This is a genomic window from Fulvivirga marina (assembly GCF_016775155.1).
GTDB classification, from domain to species: Bacteria; Bacteroidota; Bacteroidia; order Cytophagales; family Cyclobacteriaceae; genus Fulvivirga; species Fulvivirga marina.
Genome location: NZ_JAEUGD010000004.1, coordinates 185,013 through 205,311 on the forward strand (window position 1 = coordinate 185,013; position 20,299 = coordinate 205,311).

Consider the following 20,299-nt stretch of genomic DNA (forward strand, 5'->3'; position numbering starts at 1 on the left):
AGATAAAACATGATTAAACAAAGTATATTTTCACACCCGAAAAATGACTTTCCAGCTGGTTTGGTTGTATTTCTAGTGGCGCTTCCCCTTTGCTTAGGAATAGCACTTGCTTCCGGAGCACCTTTATTTTCAGGGCTTATAGCCGGTATTGTTGGCGGTATAGTAGTAGGCTCCCTGAGTGGATCCAACGTTAGTGTCTCAGGTCCTGCTGCAGGCCTGACAGTTATAGTACTCTCAGCCATTGAGTCCCTGGGATCATTTCAAGCGTTTTTGGTAGCTGTTACCATTGCAGGAGCCATACAATTGCTTCTTGGCGTATTGAAAGCTGGAATTGTAAGTCACTATTTCCCATCATCAGTTATCAAAGGCATGCTGGCCGCTATTGGCCTTATACTCATATTGAAACAAATTCCGCATGCCTTGGGGTATGACGCAGACTTTGAAGGCGATGATGCCTTTATACAACCCGACGGCGAAAACACTTTTTCCGAGCTTTTAAATGCAATTGGGGCACTTCAACCTGGAGCTATCATTATAAGTGTGCTCGCACTGGCAGTTTTGATCCTTTGGGATAGGCCCAAATTAAAGGAAATCACATTTTTCAAGATCGTACCGGGTGGCCTGGTTGCAGTAGCTCTTGGTATAGTACTTAACCAAATCTATGCTCTTGTAGCTCCTCAGATGGTACTACAAAAAGACCATATGGTTCAGCTACCTGTTGCTTCGGATTTTTCTGAATTCCTGGGGCTTTTCACCACTCCAGACCTGTCGGTAATTACCAACCCTCAGGTATATATTATTGCCCTGACCATAGCTATTGTAGCAAGTTTGGAAACGCTATTATGTATCGAAGCCACTGACAAGTTAGACCCTCAGAAAAGGATAACTTCAACCAATAAGGAATTAAAAGCTCAGGGAGTGGGTAATATACTTAGTGGACTAATAGGAGGATTACCCATGACTTCAGTAATTGTGAGAAGTTCTGCCAACATTGACGCAGGGGCTAAAACAAAACTGTCTGCAATTATTCATGGTGTATTATTATTCATCACCGTCATCTTCATTCCTAATATTTTAAATATGATACCTCTGGCATCCCTGGCAGCAATATTACTGGTTGTGGGTTATAAGCTTGCAAAAATATCGCTATTCAAATCCATGTACTCATTAGGATGGGATCAATTTATTCCTTTTGCAATTACTGTATTGGCTATTTTGTTTACTGACCTTTTGAGAGGTATAGGTATAGGGATGGTATTCTCAATATTTTACATTCTTAGAAACAATTACAGAACAGCATTCCATTATAACAGTGAAGACAGCGAAAAAGGTAAGAGGATCAACATTCGCTTATCGGAGGAAATGACATTCCTGAATAAGGGAAGTATGCTAGTGACCCTGAGAGATATCCCAGAAAACTCAGAAGTAGTGATCGACGGAACTCACTCAAAAAATATTGATCATGATGTAAAAGAAGTTATTCAGAACTTTTTGGAAACTGCTAAACATAAAAATATTAAATTAACAATTAAGAATATAGGACAATGGAAAAATCATACAGCAGGCTTATAGAAGGCAACAAGAAATGGGTTGGGGAAAAATTAAGCCTTGACCCCTCTTATTTTAAAAATATGGCTAAAGGACAAAGTCCTGAGTTTTTATGGATTGGATGCTCTGACAGCCGCGTACCTGCCAATGAAATCACTGGCACACAATCAGGTGAGATATTTGTACACAGGAATGTGGCTAACATGGTGGTACACACTGACCTTAACTTCCTTAGCGTATTACAGTATGCAGTACAAGTGCTAAAAGTTAAGCACATTATTGTATGTGGTCACTATGGTTGCGGCGGGGTACTTACCGCAATGTCTAAAAACAATGCTGGACTGGTAAGCAACTGGTTAAGAAACATTAAAGATGTATACCAAAAGCATTCTCAAGTGCTTGATGCTATTGATGATGAAAATGAAAGAGCCAATAAACTTGTAGAACTCAACGTAATTGAGCAAGCATCAAACCTGGCAAGGACTTCATTTGTTCAAGAAGCATGGGCTGAGCGTGATCTTCATGTACATGCATGGGTCTATGGTCTTGATTCAGGAACAATAAAAGAACTTGGAGTGACCATCAAGGGCGCTGAAGATCTGGAGGAAATCTATCGATACAACCTCAATCAATTGGTAAGCTAAAACAAGCTTAACCCGTCAATAAAAAAGAGGTCACTGCATGGCCTCTTTTTTATAATCGCAGAAAACAAGCCACTTCCATTCAACTATCTCTGCCCCTCCCTCATTTCCCTATTCCATGGTAAGACAGCAACTTTATGATCAAATCATACGTTTATTTGAACATTTATGGCTTATAAAAGTGTTACTTTATAAGCGTAATCTGAATACAACTATATGAGTCTCCGCAATAGAAAAATAAAAATATGGGGCGTTGGAACACTGATCATTCTTATCGCTTTGGCATTTTCCAGCCCCAGCGACCGCTACTTTGAAATTGCTAAAAACCTGGACATTTTTGCCACTTTGTTTAAAGAAGTAAATGCCCTCTATGTAGATGAAGTTAACCCCAACAAGGTAATAAAAACAGGCATTGATGCCATGTTAGCCTCCCTTGATCCATACACTAATTACATCCCGGAAGATGATATAGAAAACTTCAGAACCCAGAGTACCGGACAATACGGTGGAATAGGTGCCATCACCAGTCGTTTAAATGGTAAAATAAAGGTTGTAATGCTCATTGAAGGCTATTCAGCTGAGAAAAATGGATTAAAAATCGGAGACGAGGTTATTAAAATTAATGACATCGATATTCGTGAACTGTCCAGAGAAGAAACCAGCGAATTGATGAAGGGACAGGCTAACACTCCTGTCTCCCTAACGGTTTTGAGATATGGTAAGTCAAGCCCAATAACTCTGAACTTTAAACGAGAAAAGGTAAAAATAAGCAATGTACCCTATTATGGCATGGTTTCATCCGACATAGGCTATGTTAAACTTACTGAGTTCACTATGCAGGCAGGTAAAGAAGTTAGGAACGCAGTAAACGAGTTAAAAGATAAAGGGGCAAAAAAAATCATACTGGATGTAAGGGATAACCCTGGTGGGTTGCTTATTGAAGCTGTTAATATCACCAATGTATTTTTACCTAAGGGAAAGGAAGTAGTCTTCACAAAAGGTAAACTCACAGAGAATAATGCAACATACAAAACTTTAAATAACCCTGTAGATGAAGAAATCCCCTTAGCCGTATTAATCAATAGTGGTAGTGCCTCTGCGTCAGAAATTGTTGCCGGCACCATCCAGGATTATGACAGAGGTATAATCATTGGACAGAAATCATTCGGAAAGGGACTGGTGCAAATCACCCGACCATTGTCTTACAATTCTCAGTTAAAAGTTACAACTGCGAAATATTACACTCCAAGTGGTCGGTGCATACAGGCGCTTGACTATTCATTCAGAAATGAAGATGGTAGTGTAGGCGCCATCCCTGATTCTATGAAAATGGAATTTACTACTTCCAACGGAAGAATTGTAATGGATGGTGGCGGTATAGACCCGGACATTACCGTAAAAAAAGACCCTCTCTCCCCAATTGCCAGATCGTTATATACCAAAGGTTACATCTTCGACTATGCAACAAAATACCACTTTGAACATGAAACCATTAAGGATGCTAAGAACTTCAAACTCTCCGATGCAGAATATCAGGCTTTTGTAAACTGGTTGTCTGACAAAGATTATGGCTATACCACTCAGGTAGAAAAAAAGCTTGAAGAACTAACCAAAAATGCTAAAAAAGAAAAATACTACCAAGATATTAAAGCAAGGCTTGCTGATGTAAAAACTACTCTTGAAGATAGCAAGAAGAATGATTTGATCGATTTCAGGCATCAGATCGCTTCTTTGCTCGAAGATGAAATTACTTCAAGATACTATCTGGAGAAAGGCTCGGTAGAGTCCACATTTGACAGTGACGATGACATTATAAAAGCTATCGAAATTCTTAACGCCCCTGAAAAGTATAACCAAATACTCGGAAAGAAATAGTAGCACCCCATTACATAAAAAGATCATTAAGGTATTTATTTATGTATTGGGTGTTTTTATCCTGATTCAAATCTCAGACAGTTGTCTGGGTATAAGAATGAACAAAGACGAAATCGATGATTATTTCGCAAACAGGCCTCAAAAACCGGTGATCCGACAATATGGTCACGATGACCATAACATCAACTACGCTGAAATAGGCAATAAAAAACTTCCCGCCATTATATTCCTACACGGTGCACCTGGATCGTGGACCGCTTTCATTGGCTTCTTCTCAGACACCGCACTAATTGATAAAGCAAACAATCCTGGTATTGCATTTGCATTTTTAACCCAAAAACAAAGCCCATGACAAGACCTCGGCAAACTATTATCTACCTTGCTTATGCCTGTATATCTTTATTTGCTTGCACTAACGAAACCGAATTCGAGATTAAGAATGACAAAATAAGGTCATTGATCAAAGTTGGAAGTGACTCTATAAATGCCCAGGCTTACTTTCCTGACAGAGATGTGAGAAATTATTTGCACGGCGAGTTCAATGACTTCTACAAAGAACGAGAGTATAACCTGGCCTGGCTTAATTTCGATGAGCCTGAAAAATGGGCAGATGAATTACTCGAAGCTTTAGACAGCGCACCTGAACACGGACTGAGATCTGAAAGCTATGAAACAAAGAAAATAGAAGAGCTTTTAAACTCCATATACAATATCGAAAGTCAGAAAGAAAAGAGAAAGAAATGGCGAAAAAAGCTGATTAAAACAAAAAAATTTAAGGAGAAAATGCGAGAAGAGGATACCGTACGCTTTAAGGATATTGCTCAATTAGACTTTTTGCTTACCGCCTCCTACCTCACGTATGGTTCGCACCTCCTATCCGGTAGAATAGACCCCAATGAAAAAGAAGAATGGTTTGCTCCAAGGCGTAAAAATAATCTTTCTGAACATCTGACTAATGCCATAGAGCAAAATGATATTAAGGGATCATTACACGCTCTGGAACCGTCCCTCAAGCAATATACCTTATTGCAAGAATACCTTATTCATATTCGCAAAATATTGAATAGACCCATTGCAGAAATACAACAACCTCTCCGACCTGATGATAAGAGTTATGAGGTAGTCAAAGCAAAGAAGCGCCTGACCTTCTTGAAGGACATTGAAATAAGCATGAACGACTCTGCATTCTATGATAAGAGTACCATTGATGCCGTCCGACAATTTCAGCACATTAATGGATTAGAGGAAACCGGAGAAATTGATCAACGGACACTATCGCTTTTGAACAAACCGCTGTCCTACTGGATTGACAAAATTGAGACCAACATGGAAAGAATGCGCTGGCTGCAACGGGACTTTGAGGATGAGTACATACTAATTAATATACCCGCTTATGAACTCAAGGTGATGCGTAAAAATAATGTTGCACTTTCTATGAAAGTGATTGTAGGTACCCGATATAAAAAGACCCCTGTATTTAGTGATACAATTGAGTACGTAGTATTTAACCCCTCCTGGACTGTACCTACAAAAATTGCCATAGAGGATATGCTCCCGAGGCTTAAAAAAGAAGATGATTACCTGTCCACCCGAAACCTGCGGTTATATGAGGGGTGGTCTGTAAATGCTAAAGAACTTCAACAAAAAGATGTGGACTGGGACTGTGTAGACAGTTCAAACTGGAAATATAGAATAGTGCAAGCTCCTGGTCCAAAAAATTCTCTGGGAAGGATAAAGTTTATGATGCCCAATAGTCAATTCATCTATTTGCATGACACACCTGCTCATCATTTGTTCTCTCTGAAAGAGAGAAGCTTTAGCCATGGCTGCATTCGAGTGGAAAAACCTCTGGAATTGGCTGAGCTGATACTAAACTGGGACCGAAAAAAAACGGTCCGTTACTTAGAGGCAGAGATCACACAAAGTGTTGTACTCAAAAACAAACTACCTGTACACATCGTATATTGGTCTGCTTGGGTTAGTGAAGACGGCATAATAAATTTCAGGGATGATATTTATAACCATGATCAGGATCAGCAGAAAAAAATCAAGCAAAAAGAAAAAATCATTGCTCATGTTAACGAACAAGATTAATCTGTTAGCACACGACGAGCCCCCAGATAACGGGCTTTATAGTGTTTGTGGTTCAGGCTATCTACAATCACACCTCGCCTTGTAGAACTATGAATGAAATTGATTTTTCCATTCGCATTGGATACAACCAACCCAACATGACCGACACGATTAACACCTGTCGTGGGACTTTTGAAGATCAGAAGGTCTCCTTTCTGTACATCTTTGGTTGCAGTTTCAGCACCAAACTTTGATTGCAAGGTAGATGAAGCCGGAAGCTGAACATTAAATCTTTTATAAACATAACATGTAAAGCCTGAACAGTCAAACACCTCGGGTCCTTTACCTGCGTATTTATAGGGACGCCCCTGTAAAGTCATTGCATATTGCACAAGGCTATCTCTCAAGGTCATTCCCAAAACCTGTTTTTCTTCCTCACTTTCTATGTCCAGGGTATCTATAACTTTCTCAGACTGGTAGTACTCCGCTAATAAATCAGCATTGTTACTCTCATTAAAATTCATTGCACTACTTACAGCCGCAATAATCACTAAAACCACATAAAACAACTTATCCCTGATTATCACTTTTATTAGTTCCATAATGTTATAGCAGCAATTTCCTTGCAAGTAACAAAAAAAGCGGATGAAATAATTCCACCCGCTTTTTTAAAGGTTTTTTGAAATATTATCTCAAAAATAACATCTCTCTGTATTTTACAAGAGGCCAGTCCTCATCATCGATCAACATTTCAAGTTTATCAACTGCATAACGTATTTTATCAAAATATTTCATTTTAACATCGTCGCAGTAGCCAATAGCCTTATCCCGCAAATCTTCTATTTTATTAAGACGCTTGCGCTCTTCAATCATATTGTAAACTTCCGTCTGAATGGTTTCTATATACCCTGTAATGCTCTCGATAGTGTTGATCACACCTTTATTACTGATGTTCAATCCTTTTAATCCGTTAGCATTCTGGATCAGCTTATTTTGATAAGCAATTGCAGTAGGAACTATATGATTAAGTGCCAAATCGCCCATTATACGTGACTCTATCTGTATTTTCATAATATAGCTCTCCCAACGTATCTCATTTCTTGCTTCCAGCTCCCTGTCGGTAAGAATAGCATGTCGGTTAAACACTTTTCTTGCTTTTTCAGTCAGGTATGCATCAAGGGCTCTTGGTGTATCCTGGATATTTGATAAACCTCTTTTTTCAGCTTCTTTCACCCATTCATCCGAATATCCGTCACCTTCAAAACGAATAGCTTTTGACTCTTTAATGTATTTTCTTAGTATGGCAACAATAGCCATTCTTTTCTCAGTACCTTTTTTGATCTCCTTTTGAACAGCTTCATAGAAATCAGTAAGCTGATCTGCTACTATAGCATTAAGTACAGTCATGGAAGAAGCTGAGTTATCGTTACCTCCTACTGCTCTAAACTCAAATTTGTTACCTGTAAAGGCAAATGGAGAAGTCCTGTTTCTATCAGTGTTATCCTGAATGATTGGTGGTATTTTGTCAATACCAAGTTTCATGTACATATTCTCACCTTTTCCAACCTTCACATTACCTTTTTTCTCCAATTCATCCAGTACCGCAGTTAACTGAGAACCAATAAATACTGACATGATAGCAGGCGGAGCCTCGTTTGCTCCCAGACGGTGATCATTACCGGCAGAAGCCACACTTGCTCTAAGCAGGTCTGCATTTTCATAAACAGCCTTAATTGTGTTCACGAAGAAAATCAGGAACAATAAGTTCTCTCTTGCACTTGAGCTTGGCTGGAACAAATTAACGCCAGTATTAGTGATCAATGACCAGTTGTTATGCTTTCCAGTTCCATTAAGACCCGCAAATGGTTTTTCGTGGAATAACACTTTTAAACGATGCCTCTCTGCCACTTTAGACATTACGTCCATCAGTAGTTGATTGTGGTCAGAGGCGATGTTAATATCTTCAAACAAAGGCGCTACCTCAAACTGACTTGGAGCAACTTCATTATGTCTTGTACTAACCGGGATACCCAATTTTAAAGCTTCTACCTCGAAACCTTTCATAAAATCGTATATCCTTGGAGGAATAGACCCAAAATAATGATCATCAAGCTGTTGTCCTCGAGCAGGGTTATGTCCAAACACCGTTCTTCCTCCCATTACTAAATCAGGCCGTGCCGCGTACAATGCTTTATCTATAACAAAATACTCTTGCTCACAACCTAATGAAGCTTTTACCCTTGTAACCTTCTTATCAAATAGCTGACACACATTAGTAGCAGCTTTATCTACAGCTTCTACTGCTTTAAGAAGTGGAGTTTTGTAATCCAGAGCCTCACCATTATATGAAACAAAGACTGTAGGGATACAAAGTGTAACACCGTAAATAAACATAGGTGAACTCGGGTCCCAGGCTGTATATCCTCTGGCTTCAAAAGTACTTCTTATACCTCCACTAGGGAATGAAGATGCATCTGGCTCTTGCTGAACAAGTGCTGATCCCTTAAACTTTTCAATGCCTGATGAAGCATCAAAAAATGAATCATGTTTCTCAGCTGTAGAACCTGTAAGCGGCTGAAACCAGTGAGTGTAATGCGTTGCTCCTTTTGTCAAGGCCCAAGACTTGGCAGCAGAAGCTACTGCGTCCGCAGTTTCAGCATCTACCTTGGTCCCTCCATCAATAGCCCTTTTTACCCTTTTATAAACTTCGGGTGCCAAAAGGCTCTGCATCTCGCGAAGGCCAAAAACATCCTGCCCAAAAAAATCTGAAATTTTTTCTGATACCTCTACTTTAGTTCTGGTTCTGTTATTTGCCAGATCAAGTGCTTTGAAGCGTAAGTGTGCCATAGTGGTTGATATATGAGTTAAAATTTTCGTAAAAGTAGTAAAAATTTGATTCCATGGACCATTTTAACCCCATTATTTAAAAATATAATAGGCATAACTTTAAATCAAGGACTTTTCAACACCCCAACACACAAAAAAGCTAAACAAAACAGTTTCTACCCAAAATACCCTAAAAATTAAATCAAAACTACTTTATATCGACAAACAGATTAATTAACACCCTTCAGCCATTAATGTTTATTAATTCTTCCATTTAACCGGTTAATTAATAAACCAAAAACAAACAACCTTACTATCAGGACCTTCAAAACGTGTTTCCCCTTGAGTTATTATATTGCAGAATGGACAGCATTACCAATGAAAAACTAAGAAGATACTATCCATTCGCATCGTTAGTTTCAGAAAGCATACCTACACACTCCCGAGGACAGGATATTTTTTACAATAGAAAGAAAGGAGTTGCAGCTTATAAAATATGATATCATCCCAAACTTACCCAGGAAGATAAAAATAACATATTAAGAGGGAAGGAAAATAGTAGGCAACTATATCTCCAAATTCATATCGACGGCCTTTACGAGTTTAAAATTGCACACGATTTTCTCAACTTTTAAAAACATGAGATGGATAGGCTATTAATATATCTCTGAGCCATGAATTATTTCATAATTTAAGCACAAAAAAAGCAAAGAAGTAATAAGAAACGAAAGTGAAATGTTTTTATTCTAAATAAAACGAAGAGCCCCAAAAAGATCATTTAACCTCTGGTGGCTCTCCTCTTATCTCCTCAATCCTGCATTGCTTGATGAATTAATAAGGTATCCGTGTACTGGGTAAACTTGGCAATCTTATCGTCTCTAAACTGATACCGGTGAACAAATTCAGCTGACACTGACTTTCCAGTTACTCGATAGCCCCCCTCATACCGACCAATAACAAGGACTGAATTTTCAGCCTCCAAATACTCATCAACTATAGTCTCCCACTGAATCCAGTTGTCTCTGAAATTTTGAAATACATTATGAAATATTTCATCCGCCCCCTCAAATCTACCTCCATCAGGAAATCCCTTCATTTGTACCCAGACTATATCATCTTGGAACAATGCCCTTATAGAATCATTGTCCTTTTTGGCAAAATGCTCATAAAGCTCTTTTACCAACGTCACATTAGAACTCATTTTTTAAGCTCCAGAAACTCTCCGTTCACGGCTGGGTAGTCAATATACCCTTCTTTTCCTGGTGTATAAAATGTGTTTTGATCCGCTTCGCTTAACTCTGCACCGGTTTGCATACGCTCTACAAAATCAGGGTTTGCAATAAAAGGCCTGCCAAAAGCTACCAAATCACCCTTACCAGCCTTTAAGTCATCTTCAGCACGCTCCTTATCATACCCTCCACTTAGTATGTAAGCACCTTTAAAAATCTTTCTAATCTTTTCTTTTAAGGCTGCAGGTACCTCAGGTGCACCCATTGCAGAATGATCAACAATATGGATATAAACAAGCCCCAACTCATTCAATTTTTCGGCTAAATACTCAAAGGTTTCATCCACTTCAGCAAATGCTCCGGTATCATTAAATACTCCGTAAGGTGATAGCCTTATTCCTGTCCTTTCCTTCCCAATCGCTTTCACAACTGCTTCAGCCACTTCCAGCACAAATCTTGACCTATTTTCAACTGATCCTCCATACTCATCATCTCGATCGTTTATATTAGGATTAATGAACTGTTCGATCAGGTAACCATTGGCCCCATGGATCTCAACACCATCAAAGCCTGCCTGTATTGAATTTTTTGCCGCTCTGGCAAATTCCTCTACCGCCTGAGAGATATCTTCTTTAGTCATTTTTCTCGGTGTAGTATGCTCCTGAGGTCCTTGCGAATCTGTATACATTTCACCAGATACAGGTTGAGCCGTAGGGCCTACCACTTCAGCACCTTCCGGAAGATTGAACTGATGCCCTACCCTACCTGTATGCATGAGTTGTATGAAGATTTTCGCGCCTTCCTTGTGTACCGCATCGGTTACCAGCTTCCAGCCTTCTATCTGAATTTTATTGAAGATTCCGGGAATCCTTGGGTACCCCAATCCATTGGGAGAGGGGGCTGCTCCTTCAGTAATAATCAGACCTGCCCCGGCTCTTTGCGCATAGTATAGCGCATTAAGCTCGGAAGGTGCATTATCCTGAAGTGCTCTGGAACGTGTCATAGGCGCCATTACCACTCTGTTTTTTAAAGTGATATTTCCTAGTTGATAAGATGAAAATAATTGTGAATTACTCATAGGATTAATGTTTAAACATTGATAACACTTCAATAACGTTCACTTACGCCAAGAGTTTCATTGTTTAAACATTATTCTGAAAAAAAATAAATAGACAGAAGAAAAACTCCTGCCTATTTATAGGCGAATTGACAATAATCGCTACCTGATAAACAAAACAGGCAGCTTGGCATTGCTTCAGAATCAATAAATTATGAAGCTCACATACCAAATGGTTAGGTTGAAAAGGTTTCATGAGCTTCCCCCTAATACTATAATCACAATATAGGAAAGCTTGAGCTACGTCGAAATTTGTTTTGGCCTTTTTCATTAACTATGTAATATTGTTTCCAACATCACACTTAATTCAACAAATAATTTAATGATATTCACGTTTCTAATTTTTAAGTCACCTGATGCTTTTATCTAAACAAGCATGAAATATTTCTCGATGAACAGATCGCTTTACACCTTTCTATTTCTTTTTGTTTCGTTAGCTTCTTTTTCCCAACAGATACCCACTTCTAAATGGGATGTATTTACAAAAAGGGAAGCCCAGAATCAGAAACAAGCTCATAATGATTTCTTCCTGGTAAGTACCGAAAATGCAAAAAGCACGCTATATAATAATGAGGATATTAAAATTGCCCGAAAACTAGACGAGCAGCATTATATAGTATATTCAGAATCGAAACAATCATTATCAACAATACGCAGCAAATTTGGCTACGCACAACCTGTAAATCACTTTTGGAAATTATCTCCAAACTTATTATCGCTTCAAAAGAGCTTAACTTCTACAGAAGATGAAGTTTTTATCATTAAGACAAAAGATTTAAATCAATGTAAGAAAAACCTTCAAAAAGCAGGTTCTGTTAAAATCATTCAAGAATATGCCCTCAGCAATACATTAACCATCCAAACATCATTAAAATATATTAATGAAAACATACTTCCTTCACCTCTGGTCCTTTACATTTCAAGGCAATCCGTCACCCCTAAAGAAGAGAGCCTGGTTCTTGACCTTAACCTGAATGTCAACAAAGTTAACCTTGTACATGATTCTGCTCCTAACCTGAATGGCACAGGTTCCAACATCTCTATAAAAGAACAGCGGTTTGATGAAACAGACATTGATTTTAAAGGCAGGGTGCTATCATCTTCTTTAAGTGCAGAAAGCACCTCTCGCCATGCTACAGAAATGGCAACTATTATAGGTGGTGCGGCAAATAGTTCTCCCAACAGCAAAGGAGTGGCGTGGGGTGCTAACCTATCATCATCTAATTTCATGAATCTATTCCCGGATAATATTTCATATTTTGAAGGGGCTGGCATTATTACGCAAAACCATGCCTACGGAACTATCATTGAAAATTTTTACGGTGGCTATGCCGTGGCATATGACGAACATGCTCATAATTACCCCTCCCTACTACATATATTCTCTGCCGGCAATAACGGTATCGGAACGGATACCATAGGAACTTATAAAGGTGTAGAAGGGTACGCTAACCTTACCGGTAATTTTAAAATGGCCAAAAACATCCTTACGGTAAGTGCGGTAGACACACTGTACAACACTGATCCTTATGTATCGAAAGGTCCCGCATATGACGGTAGAGTCAAACCAGAAATAGCGGCTTACAGTACAGTAGGCTCGTCTTCATCAGCCGCTTTAGTTTCCGGTTTGGCTGTAATTTTACAGCAGGCATACCAACTCAAAAATGTTCAAACTCCTGATGCAGCTCTTATCAAGGGTGTACTCATGAATTCTGCGGATGATGTAGGCCCAAAGGGTATCGACTTTCTATCAGGCTATGGCAGTGTCAATGCAGATCGTGCCCTTAAGACAATCAACGCAGATCAGTTTTTAACAGGAAGTATCAGTGACAGCCAAAAAGAAACGCTCAACATTGATGTTCCCGCAAATGTTAAAAACTTAAAGGTGATGCTAATCTGGAATGATCCGGCAGCGTCTGCAAATGCCAGCACAGCATTAATCAATGACCTGGACCTGACGCTTAAGCATCAAAGCAGTGGCGATAGCTGGATGCCTTGGGTGCTTAATAGCTACCCTCACAAAGATTCACTAGTTCAACTTCCCCGCCGTAAACCTGATCACCTAAACAATGTAGAACAGGTGACTCTGGAGTCTCCGCAAGCTGGTATTTATGAAATATCTATAGATGGATTCAATGTAGTTGATGGTCCTCAAAAATTCTTCATAGTTTACCAATGGGATGAACAGGATACTTTTTACTGGACATTTCCGGTGGGTAGCAGTAACCTGCCTTACAATGGGGAAAGAGTCTCATTTTTCAGATGGGAAAATACCTATGAAGGACAAACAGGTACATTGGAATATTCAATTGACAAGGGCTTAACATGGCAGCCTATTGCTGCTAATATAGACTTGGACCAGCAATACTACAGCTGGGACTCACCAAATATTTACACTACTGCCCTGGCAAAAATGACGATCGGTGCAAAAGAGTTTGTTAGCGATACTTTTACCATTTCCAGACCCTTAAAAGTATCAGTAGGGTTCAATTGCCCCGACTCCGTCATGCTATTATGGAATAATTATACCAATACCTCCCCATATACACTTTATACGGTAGGAGATAAATATCTGGAACCTCTACAGGAAATATCAGACACTGCTGTCGTGCTAAATAAAAATGAATACCCTTACATTTTGTATTCTTTGGCACCCAAGCTGGGGCAAAGCAAATTGGGGCTTCGCAATCTTACCTTCAATTACTCATTTCAAGGTGTAGATTGCTACTTATCAAGCTTCTATGCTCTGGAAAATCAACCACTAGGACAAGTAGAGATCAAACTTACATTAGGCACAAGCTATCAGGTTGCCAAAGTGGTTTTCGAACGTGAACAAAATGGTGTGTTTGCTCAAGTCGACATTGTAAACAGCCCAAAATCCAATATCATTGAAGCTATAGATAAAGAACCCTTTCAAGGCTTAAACAACTACAGAGCCAGGATAATATTTAATGGTGGGGTAGAAATAGTAACCGATATTTCCACCGTATACTTCCTTTCAAAACTCCCCATAATGGTATTCCCCAACCCTATAGAAAGATCCCAAGGAGAACTAGCCATTTTTACACGTGATTTTGCAGGTGAAAAAGCGTATCTCAAACTAATTAACTCCAATGGACAAGTTGTATTAAAATATGAATTACAATCAGAGAGGGAAGCTCTACCTATAGCTCATCTCAAACCCGGATTGTATCTTTACACACTAATAAGTTCAGGAATTGAACATTCCGGAAAAGTTGTAATCAAATAATATAGGCTTGCTGCTCATTCTTCGGGTTGCTCTGGGTTACTCCAATACCATTCAGCTTTTAGAGTACGGAAAGTTTTTATGATCAGAAGTAGTATATTGACCAACAAGTAGAGAAACAGAATAAAGAAAATATCCATGACATTCAGGTATGCTGTAAAGAAGCCTACTGCCAAAATAATTGGGGCAAATAGCCCTGGGCTCCTTTCTACCCCATCTACCAGCTGTGCCATAAGTAATTTCCCAATGTAAACACCGCCATAAAAAAGGATAATTATAGCCGCCAACAAAGGGTCCATGCTATAAAAACTCAAAACGGAGACAAGAAAAAGAAACCCCATAAACATCCAGTAGCCGTAAGTAAGGTGAGGAACTCTAATAATAGTAAGAATGCTGTTTATTATTGCCCCGGCAGACACAAACAATAGCACCAACTCCACAAGTAGTAAACCCTGAAAATCAAATGTTTCGACAAATGTATAGATGGAACTGCTATTGCAAAACAGTAACCCAACCGCTAACAGCATTTTAAACTCAAAAGCCTCAAAAACACCTTTTACCAAAATGTTGGCCTTATATTGCTCATAGAACCTAGTCATTTTTAACAGAACAAGCGAGGTTAGTACTAGTAAAACTATCCATTCATGTTTAATGCTGAATAAATTCCAAATAACCAACACCAATACCCCTTGATTAAATATTTCAAAATAATGATCCATGAACTCCCCTAATGCAGATGCTGTCCTTGTAGCTCTGGCCTGGACACCATCAAGCTTATCGGTTATCAAATGAAGAAGTAGCAAAATAGGGATAATAATAAAGCCCGCGTCTCCCAGGTGGCTGTTTGCGTAAGAAACATACAGTGCGACATAAATAGAAAGATGAGAAATAATACTCAGGTAATTCGCCGGAAGTTTGGGTGGGACAAGGCTACTTATAGGAGTGAGTAGCGTTACAAATGCCTTAGATAAGAGTGACTTGTCGTTTTGCCGGTAGGTATAGTTTTTCATATTCATGCAAATAAAACAAAAATGACACTATCGGAATTATTTCAAGTCAGATTTGATTACCAAGGGGTAATATTAAATATATATTATCTTTGCGTCAATCTATCAATTAGTCGGCATTGTGAAATGAAAGAGAGGGTTAAAGTTTTTTTTAGCTATGGCTTATTTTGGATAATATTTTTTGTAGCTGCCCGTGTATTATTCCTAATTTACAACCTTAACAGAACGCTGGAAATGTCTGTTGGGGATATTTTACTTTCAATAATCCACGGATTACGTCTGGATTTATCGGCAACGGGATATTTTCTACTCATTCCAGGACTTTTCATCGTTTTCACTACCTACTTCAAGCCCAGGATTCTTAATATACTTCTTACAGGATATACGCTAATACTGCTGGTCTTATGCTCTCTCGTTATAGTAACCGACCTTGAGATGTACACACACTGGGGTTTTAGACTAGATGCTACCCCCTTACTATATATCGGAGAAGATACTCCTTTAGCGATCAGCGGCTGGTCTCTGTTTTTGTTAATACTGCTATGGACAGTATTACTGAGTATTTCCCTACTGGTATATAAAAAGCTTACACTTAAAAAAATTAAAGATTTACCTACATGTGATTGGAAAGTTAGCCTGGTAATGCTGATGATAACAGCCCTTATGATAGCCCCCATTCGTGGTACGGTTGGGGTTGCCCCTATCAATACAGGCATGGTTTATTTCCACAACTCTAATATATATGCTAATCATGCAGCTATAAATGTAGTTTGGAATACAGGTTACGCTTTAAGTAAATCGGACAGGCTAAAATACCCTGACAACTTCCTTGATGCAGCAAAAACTACCCGCTATTTTGATGAGCTTTATACAAGCCAGGGACATCCTGTTAAACTACTCAACAGCGAGCTTCCCAATATAGTAATCATCATTATGGAAAGCTTCACTTACAGTTTTATTGAACCAATGGGGGGTATTCCAGGAGTTGCACCAAACTTCAGCAACCTTTCCAGAGAAGGGATACTTTTTGACCATATGTATGCATCTGGTGACAGAACAGATAAGGGTATAGTCTCAATATTAAGCGGATATCCTTCTCAGCCTGTATCGTCAATAATTAAATATCCCAAAAAGACTCAAAATCTACCTTACCTGAACCTAAAGCTAGAAAAATCAGGATATCATACCACTTTCACCTATGGTGGTAATATTGATTTTGCAAACTTCAGATCATACCTTAGTAATGCTCAGTTTGACGACATTACACATAGCGATGATTTTCCAGAAGAATTAAACAATTCAAAATGGGGAGTACATGATGGCCCTGTTTTCGATCGTTTTTTCACGGAAGTCAATGAGGCTAAGTCTCCATTTTTCAAAGTAATGCTTTCACTAAGCAGCCACGAACCTTTCGATGTACCTATGGAGACTGTTTTTGAAGGGAATGATGAAAAATCAAAGTTCATGAACTCAGCCCATTACGCGGACAGGTGTTTAGGAAAGTTTATTGAGGATGCAAAAAAAAGTGAGTGGTGGGACAACACCTTAATCGTAATTACAGCAGATCATGGACACAGCTTACCCAACAACCAGGGAGTCTCTAACCCTGACAGGTTTAGGATACCTATGCTTTGGCTGGGAGGAGCTTTGGCTGTAAAGGATACTGTAGTACATAATTTCGCCAGCCAGACGGATATTCCCAACACTATACTGGGTCAAATAACTCAGCCGGACGCTGACTTCAAGTTTAGCAGGAATGTACTTGATTCAACTAATCGCGACTTTGCTGTCTATGTTTATAATAACGGCTATGGTTTTATTGATAGTACTAAGCTGGTAGTATATGACAACACTGGGGAGCGCTATATGAAAAAGTCTGGTGTTAAAGACGAAAAAGATCTGGAGCTCGGGAAAGCGTACATGCAGACCTTATATAACGACTTTAATGACAGATAGAGGAAGGACCGTGGCAAGCAAGAAAAAGATACTTTTTATCATTAACCCGAAGTCGGGTACATCAAATAAGCGGAATATTCCGGCACTACTGGAGAAGCACCTGGATAAAGGTCTGTTTAGCTATGAGACGCTATATACTAGTTATGCCGGGGAAGCCATCAAAATAAGTGAGGCAAACCGTGATCAGTTTGATATAATAGTTGCCATAGGTGGTGACGGTACTATCAATGAAGTGGCTGGCCCATTAACCCATAGCAATACAATACTTGGTATCATCCCTTGTGGCTCTGGAAATGGCTTGGCCAGACACCTAAAAATTCCACGTAATATTAAAAAGGCTATTAAGCTCCTAAACAAAAACTGCATCACTACTATAGACACCATTACACTGGACAAGAAAGTCTTCCTCAATGTTGCTGGTGTTGGTTTTGACGCACATATTGCTCAGCTTTTTGCAACCGCCGAAAAAAGAGGCTTTTTCTCTTATGCCAAACTGACCATACAAGAGATAAGAAAATTCACATCTATTGATTATCAACTGGTCATTGATGGACAGGAAAAACTTGCAAAAGCACCTTTCTTAATCTCTATTGCCAACTCAACTCAGTATGGTAATAATGCCCACATAGCACCCAATGCACTGATATCTGATGGTCTAATGGATGTTTGTGTACTGAGGAAGGTTCCCTTCTGGTATTACCCGGTATTGGCCTACAGGATGTTTACGGGTACCTTGACAAAGTCAAAATACTACCAAACCTGGCAGGGGAAAGAAGTGCAAATAAAATTATTGAGTGATACCCATGGCGAGCATATGCACATAGATGGTGATCCTTATGCTATTAGCAATATCATGAAGCTAAAAGTAAACCCACTGTCGTTAAAGGTAGCTTGCCAGGCAGTGACTTAACTCCAAAAAGAACAAAACATCGATAAAAAACGACAAAGCGATAATTATTTTTTAAGGTTCACGTTCAAAAACGGTAACATTGTACAATTTCTCTTGTCTTTGAAAGCAAAATTTGGAACATTAATTCAGAATTATCGTTAAAAAAATCTAAAAAAATTTTAGTGATGATTAACATTTCATTGAAAAGGTCGAGTTGGAATTTAAGAAAAGCTGTTAATAGAACTGTGGATGCATCTTACCTCAAACATTTTAACCAAGCAGTACTTAACCTGGAGCTTAACCTTCAGGAAGAGCGAATAAAAACTACCGCTAACGCATAATACCTTATTACTTATAATAAAAAAACCTTTAAGTACGGGCCTTAAAGGTTTCATTCATTTCAAGCATAATTTCTAGTTGGATTTTCGAACTGAGCCTCCACTACTGCTATCAGTCTGCGATCTTTCGGGGTTTCCTCTATATCTAATACTCCCTCCACTACTGGCTCTGGCATCAATTTCTTTTGTAGCTACTACTTTAGCTCCCCCGGCACTGCTTGCCCGCACTTTAACATTTTCCGACTCCAGATCAAAGGCATCAACTCCCCCCGCGCTACTCGCGCTTATCTCCAGGTATTTTGCCCTTCCTTTGAGTTCAAGATCTCCCGAGCTTGAAACGGAGACAGTTACTTCATTCATATTAATACTCACCTCTACATCGGCCGCACTCGAAACATTCACCTCTAACCTATCTCCTTTAATAGTACCTTCAGAAAAAACACTAGAGGCCGAGCTTGCTGATATATGGTCCAATTTAACATAAGTAACATACACTTTAACCACATGATGACTATGTCTCCCGGAAGCCAAGTGTATTTTCAGTCTGCCTCCTGAGACATCTGTAAGAACATCCTCAAGGGAAATTCCTTTCACTTCCAACCTTACACTTTCCTTGGCTCCTTCTTTCAAGTACACATCAATAGCCTGCCCTGTTCGTATTTCATGAAATGACCCTACATTCCTAACCTCTGTATCCTGAGCTATAACCCCTGACAAGGTGAATGAGAAAAAGAGCAAAGCCGACAGTATCAATTTCAATCTGTTCATATATTCTAATTTTAATAACCACCCTAAAGACAGACAAAACATCTTTGGGTTGCACCAATCAAAAATAATATAACTCAGAATGGTGTAAACAAAACGGAGCTAAGATACCCATTTTGTGATTAAACACACTAGTTATTTTTACACTATGGCGAGTTTAGAATCTAACGAATCTCAAAGCCCATATCACCCCTTAATGGCTAACAGGCCAAAAATACCACCTACTAAAAGTCAAATACTTTATTAGCTTCAATAGTTTTCTTTTTACTAATGGGTGTAATAATTAATATTTTTTTTGATTATATTGGATGGAGTTATTTCATAACTTCGTACACAAATTTTTTGTAGATATAGATAAACAACACTTTTTAAAAAATGGTTAAGGAACAATTAAATGTACTGATTCAGTTGGCTGCAAGTGATAACCAGGTTGCAGAAAAGGAGGCTAAGTTAATTCATATGATAGGTCAGTCAAATGGTCTAACTAAAGATGATATAGATGAAATGCTTAAAAACCCTGGTCACCCTATAGGAAACCTCAATACACTTACTGATGATCAAAAATTTGAGCATTTATACCATGTTGTCCAACTCATGAAAGTTGATGGGCAGGTTTTTAAGAGTGAGATAGTTTTTTGTGAAGATATAGCTACAAGGCTGGGATATAAAAAAGGAGTAATTGGAGAGTTATCATCAAAAATATTCAGCGACCCGTCAATCACCTCGGACAGGGACCGATTAAAACAACGTGCCCAAAGATACCTTCGATAACTAGGATAAGAAATAGA

16 protein-coding genes are annotated in these 20,299 nt (G+C 38.9%); 10 read left to right on the top strand and 6 right to left on the bottom strand.

Annotated elements, in window-relative coordinates:
- The first annotated feature begins 9 nt into the window (after positions 1 to 9).
- The 5 genes from JMN32_RS02600 to JMN32_RS02620 all read left to right on the top strand — a co-directional run bounded on the left by JMN32_RS02600 (position 10) and on the right by JMN32_RS02620 (position 6,158).
- On the top strand, positions 10 to 1,572 hold the full coding sequence (locus JMN32_RS02600) for a SulP family inorganic anion transporter (RefSeq protein ID WP_202854714.1): 1,563 nt from the start codon (positions 10 to 12) through the stop codon (positions 1,570 to 1,572).
- Positions 1,545 to 2,192, top strand: a complete 648-nt coding sequence (gene can, locus JMN32_RS02605) for a carbonate dehydratase (RefSeq protein ID WP_202854715.1) — start codon at positions 1,545 to 1,547, stop codon at positions 2,190 to 2,192. Before JMN32_RS02600 ends, can begins: the two co-directional genes overlap by 28 nt.
- Before the next feature lie 213 nt (positions 2,193 to 2,405).
- Entirely contained in the window at positions 2,406 to 4,064 is a 1,659-nt protein-coding gene (locus JMN32_RS02610; RefSeq protein WP_202854716.1) for a S41 family peptidase, read from the top strand.
- 97 nt (positions 4,065 to 4,161) lie between these two features.
- Positions 4,162 to 4,416, top strand: a complete 255-nt coding sequence (locus JMN32_RS02615; protein WP_202854718.1) for an alpha/beta fold hydrolase — start codon at positions 4,162 to 4,164, stop codon at positions 4,414 to 4,416.
- On the top strand, positions 4,413 to 6,158 hold the full coding sequence (locus tag JMN32_RS02620; RefSeq protein ID WP_202854720.1) for a L,D-transpeptidase family protein: 1,746 nt from the start codon (positions 4,413 to 4,415) through the stop codon (positions 6,156 to 6,158). The genes JMN32_RS02615 and JMN32_RS02620 overlap by 4 nt, the downstream gene beginning before the upstream one ends.
- On the opposite strand, the gene JMN32_RS02625 is transcribed toward JMN32_RS02620, so the two are convergent.
- From JMN32_RS02625 to JMN32_RS02640, 4 genes are all read right to left on the bottom strand, one after another.
- Positions 6,155 to 6,739 carry a C40 family peptidase gene (locus tag JMN32_RS02625; protein ID WP_202854722.1) on the bottom strand — a complete coding sequence of 195 codons (585 nt, stop codon included), beginning with the start codon at positions 6,737 to 6,739 and terminating at the stop codon, positions 6,155 to 6,157. The two genes, JMN32_RS02620 and JMN32_RS02625, sit on opposite strands and share 4 nt — an antisense overlap.
- Before the next feature lie 85 nt (positions 6,740 to 6,824).
- Positions 6,825 to 8,984: a glutamine synthetase III family protein gene (locus tag JMN32_RS02630; protein WP_202854723.1), complete on the bottom strand. Its 2,160-nt coding sequence runs from the start codon at positions 8,982 to 8,984 to the stop codon at positions 6,825 to 6,827.
- A gap of 787 nt (positions 8,985 to 9,771) precedes the next feature.
- Positions 9,772 to 10,164 carry a nuclear transport factor 2 family protein gene (locus JMN32_RS02635; protein WP_202854725.1) on the bottom strand — a complete coding sequence of 131 codons (393 nt, stop codon included), beginning with the start codon at positions 10,162 to 10,164 and terminating at the stop codon, positions 9,772 to 9,774.
- Positions 10,161 to 11,270: an alkene reductase gene (locus tag JMN32_RS02640; RefSeq protein ID WP_202854727.1), complete on the bottom strand. Its 1,110-nt coding sequence runs from the start codon at positions 11,268 to 11,270 to the stop codon at positions 10,161 to 10,163. Before JMN32_RS02640 ends, JMN32_RS02635 begins: the two co-directional genes overlap by 4 nt.
- A gap of 415 nt (positions 11,271 to 11,685) precedes the next feature.
- Between JMN32_RS02640 and JMN32_RS02645 the strand changes: the two genes are divergently transcribed.
- Complete coding sequence (locus JMN32_RS02645; protein ID WP_238354318.1) at positions 11,686 to 14,559, top strand: S8 family serine peptidase; 2,874 nt, start codon at positions 11,686 to 11,688, stop codon at positions 14,557 to 14,559.
- A 14-nt stretch (positions 14,560 to 14,573) separates the two neighbouring features.
- On the opposite strand, the gene JMN32_RS02650 is transcribed toward JMN32_RS02645, so the two are convergent.
- Positions 14,574 to 15,566 carry a CDP-alcohol phosphatidyltransferase family protein gene (locus JMN32_RS02650; protein ID WP_202854729.1) on the bottom strand — a complete coding sequence of 331 codons (993 nt, stop codon included), beginning with the start codon at positions 15,564 to 15,566 and terminating at the stop codon, positions 14,574 to 14,576.
- 123 nt (positions 15,567 to 15,689) lie between these two features.
- On the opposite strand from JMN32_RS02650, the gene JMN32_RS02655 reads away from it, so the two are divergent.
- From JMN32_RS02655 to JMN32_RS02665, 3 genes are all read left to right on the top strand, one after another.
- Entirely contained in the window at positions 15,690 to 17,519 is a 1,830-nt protein-coding gene (locus JMN32_RS02655; RefSeq protein WP_202854730.1) for an LTA synthase family protein, read from the top strand.
- Positions 17,509 to 18,429, top strand: coding sequence for a diacylglycerol/lipid kinase family protein (locus tag JMN32_RS02660; protein ID WP_202854732.1), 921 nt, complete (start codon positions 17,509 to 17,511; stop codon positions 18,427 to 18,429). The genes JMN32_RS02655 and JMN32_RS02660 overlap by 11 nt, the downstream gene beginning before the upstream one ends.
- A 164-nt stretch (positions 18,430 to 18,593) precedes the next feature.
- A complete protein-coding gene (locus JMN32_RS02665) occupies positions 18,594 to 18,749 on the top strand; it encodes a hypothetical protein (RefSeq protein WP_202854733.1) in 156 nt (51 codons plus the stop codon).
- Between the two features lie 72 nt (positions 18,750 to 18,821).
- Here JMN32_RS02665 and JMN32_RS02670 read toward each other — a convergent pair whose 3' ends face one another.
- Positions 18,822 to 19,514 (bottom strand): head GIN domain-containing protein, encoded by a 693-nt coding sequence (locus JMN32_RS02670; protein WP_202854734.1) that lies wholly within the window; start codon positions 19,512 to 19,514, stop codon positions 18,822 to 18,824.
- Positions 19,515 to 19,886: 372 nt separating this feature from the next.
- On the opposite strand from JMN32_RS02670, the gene JMN32_RS02675 reads away from it, so the two are divergent.
- On the top strand, positions 19,887 to 20,282 hold the full coding sequence (locus tag JMN32_RS02675) for a TerB family tellurite resistance protein (RefSeq protein ID WP_202854735.1): 396 nt from the start codon (positions 19,887 to 19,889) through the stop codon (positions 20,280 to 20,282).
- The last annotated feature ends 17 nt before the right edge of the window (positions 20,283 to 20,299 follow it).

Bases quoted from the DNA above. Each gene is read 5' to 3' on its own strand.
- JMN32_RS02610 (WP_202854716.1), top strand. From the start codon at position 2,406: ATGAGTCTCCGCAATAGAAAAATAAAAATATGGGGCGTTGGAACACTG.
- JMN32_RS02620 (WP_202854720.1), top strand. From the start codon at position 4,413: ATGACAAGACCTCGGCAAACTATTATCTACCTTGCTTATGCCTGTATA.
- JMN32_RS02670 (WP_202854734.1), bottom strand. From the start codon at position 19,514: ATGAACAGATTGAAATTGATACTGTCGGCTTTGCTCTTTTTCTCATTC.
- JMN32_RS02615 (WP_202854718.1), top strand. From the start codon at position 4,162: ATGAACAAAGACGAAATCGATGATTATTTCGCAAACAGGCCTCAAAAA.
- JMN32_RS02655 (WP_202854730.1), top strand. From the start codon at position 15,690: ATGAAAGAGAGGGTTAAAGTTTTTTTTAGCTATGGCTTATTTTGGATA.
- can (WP_202854715.1), top strand. From the start codon at position 1,545: ATGGAAAAATCATACAGCAGGCTTATAGAAGGCAACAAGAAATGGGTT.
- JMN32_RS02640 (WP_202854727.1), bottom strand. From the start codon at position 11,270: ATGAGTAATTCACAATTATTTTCATCTTATCAACTAGGAAATATCACT.
- JMN32_RS02630 (WP_202854723.1), bottom strand. From the start codon at position 8,984: ATGGCACACTTACGCTTCAAAGCACTTGATCTGGCAAATAACAGAACC.
- JMN32_RS02625 (WP_202854722.1), bottom strand. From the start codon at position 6,739: ATGGAACTAATAAAAGTGATAATCAGGGATAAGTTGTTTTATGTGGTT.
- JMN32_RS02660 (WP_202854732.1), top strand. From the start codon at position 17,509: ATGACAGATAGAGGAAGGACCGTGGCAAGCAAGAAAAAGATACTTTTT.
- JMN32_RS02635 (WP_202854725.1), bottom strand. From the start codon at position 10,164: ATGAGTTCTAATGTGACGTTGGTAAAAGAGCTTTATGAGCATTTTGCC.
- JMN32_RS02650 (WP_202854729.1), bottom strand. From the start codon at position 15,566: ATGAAAAACTATACCTACCGGCAAAACGACAAGTCACTCTTATCTAAG.
- JMN32_RS02665 (WP_202854733.1), top strand. From the start codon at position 18,594: ATGATTAACATTTCATTGAAAAGGTCGAGTTGGAATTTAAGAAAAGCT.
- JMN32_RS02675 (WP_202854735.1), top strand. From the start codon at position 19,887: ATGGTTAAGGAACAATTAAATGTACTGATTCAGTTGGCTGCAAGTGAT.
- JMN32_RS02600 (WP_202854714.1), top strand. From the start codon at position 10: ATGATTAAACAAAGTATATTTTCACACCCGAAAAATGACTTTCCAGCT.
- JMN32_RS02645 (WP_238354318.1), top strand. From the start codon at position 11,686: ATGAAATATTTCTCGATGAACAGATCGCTTTACACCTTTCTATTTCTT.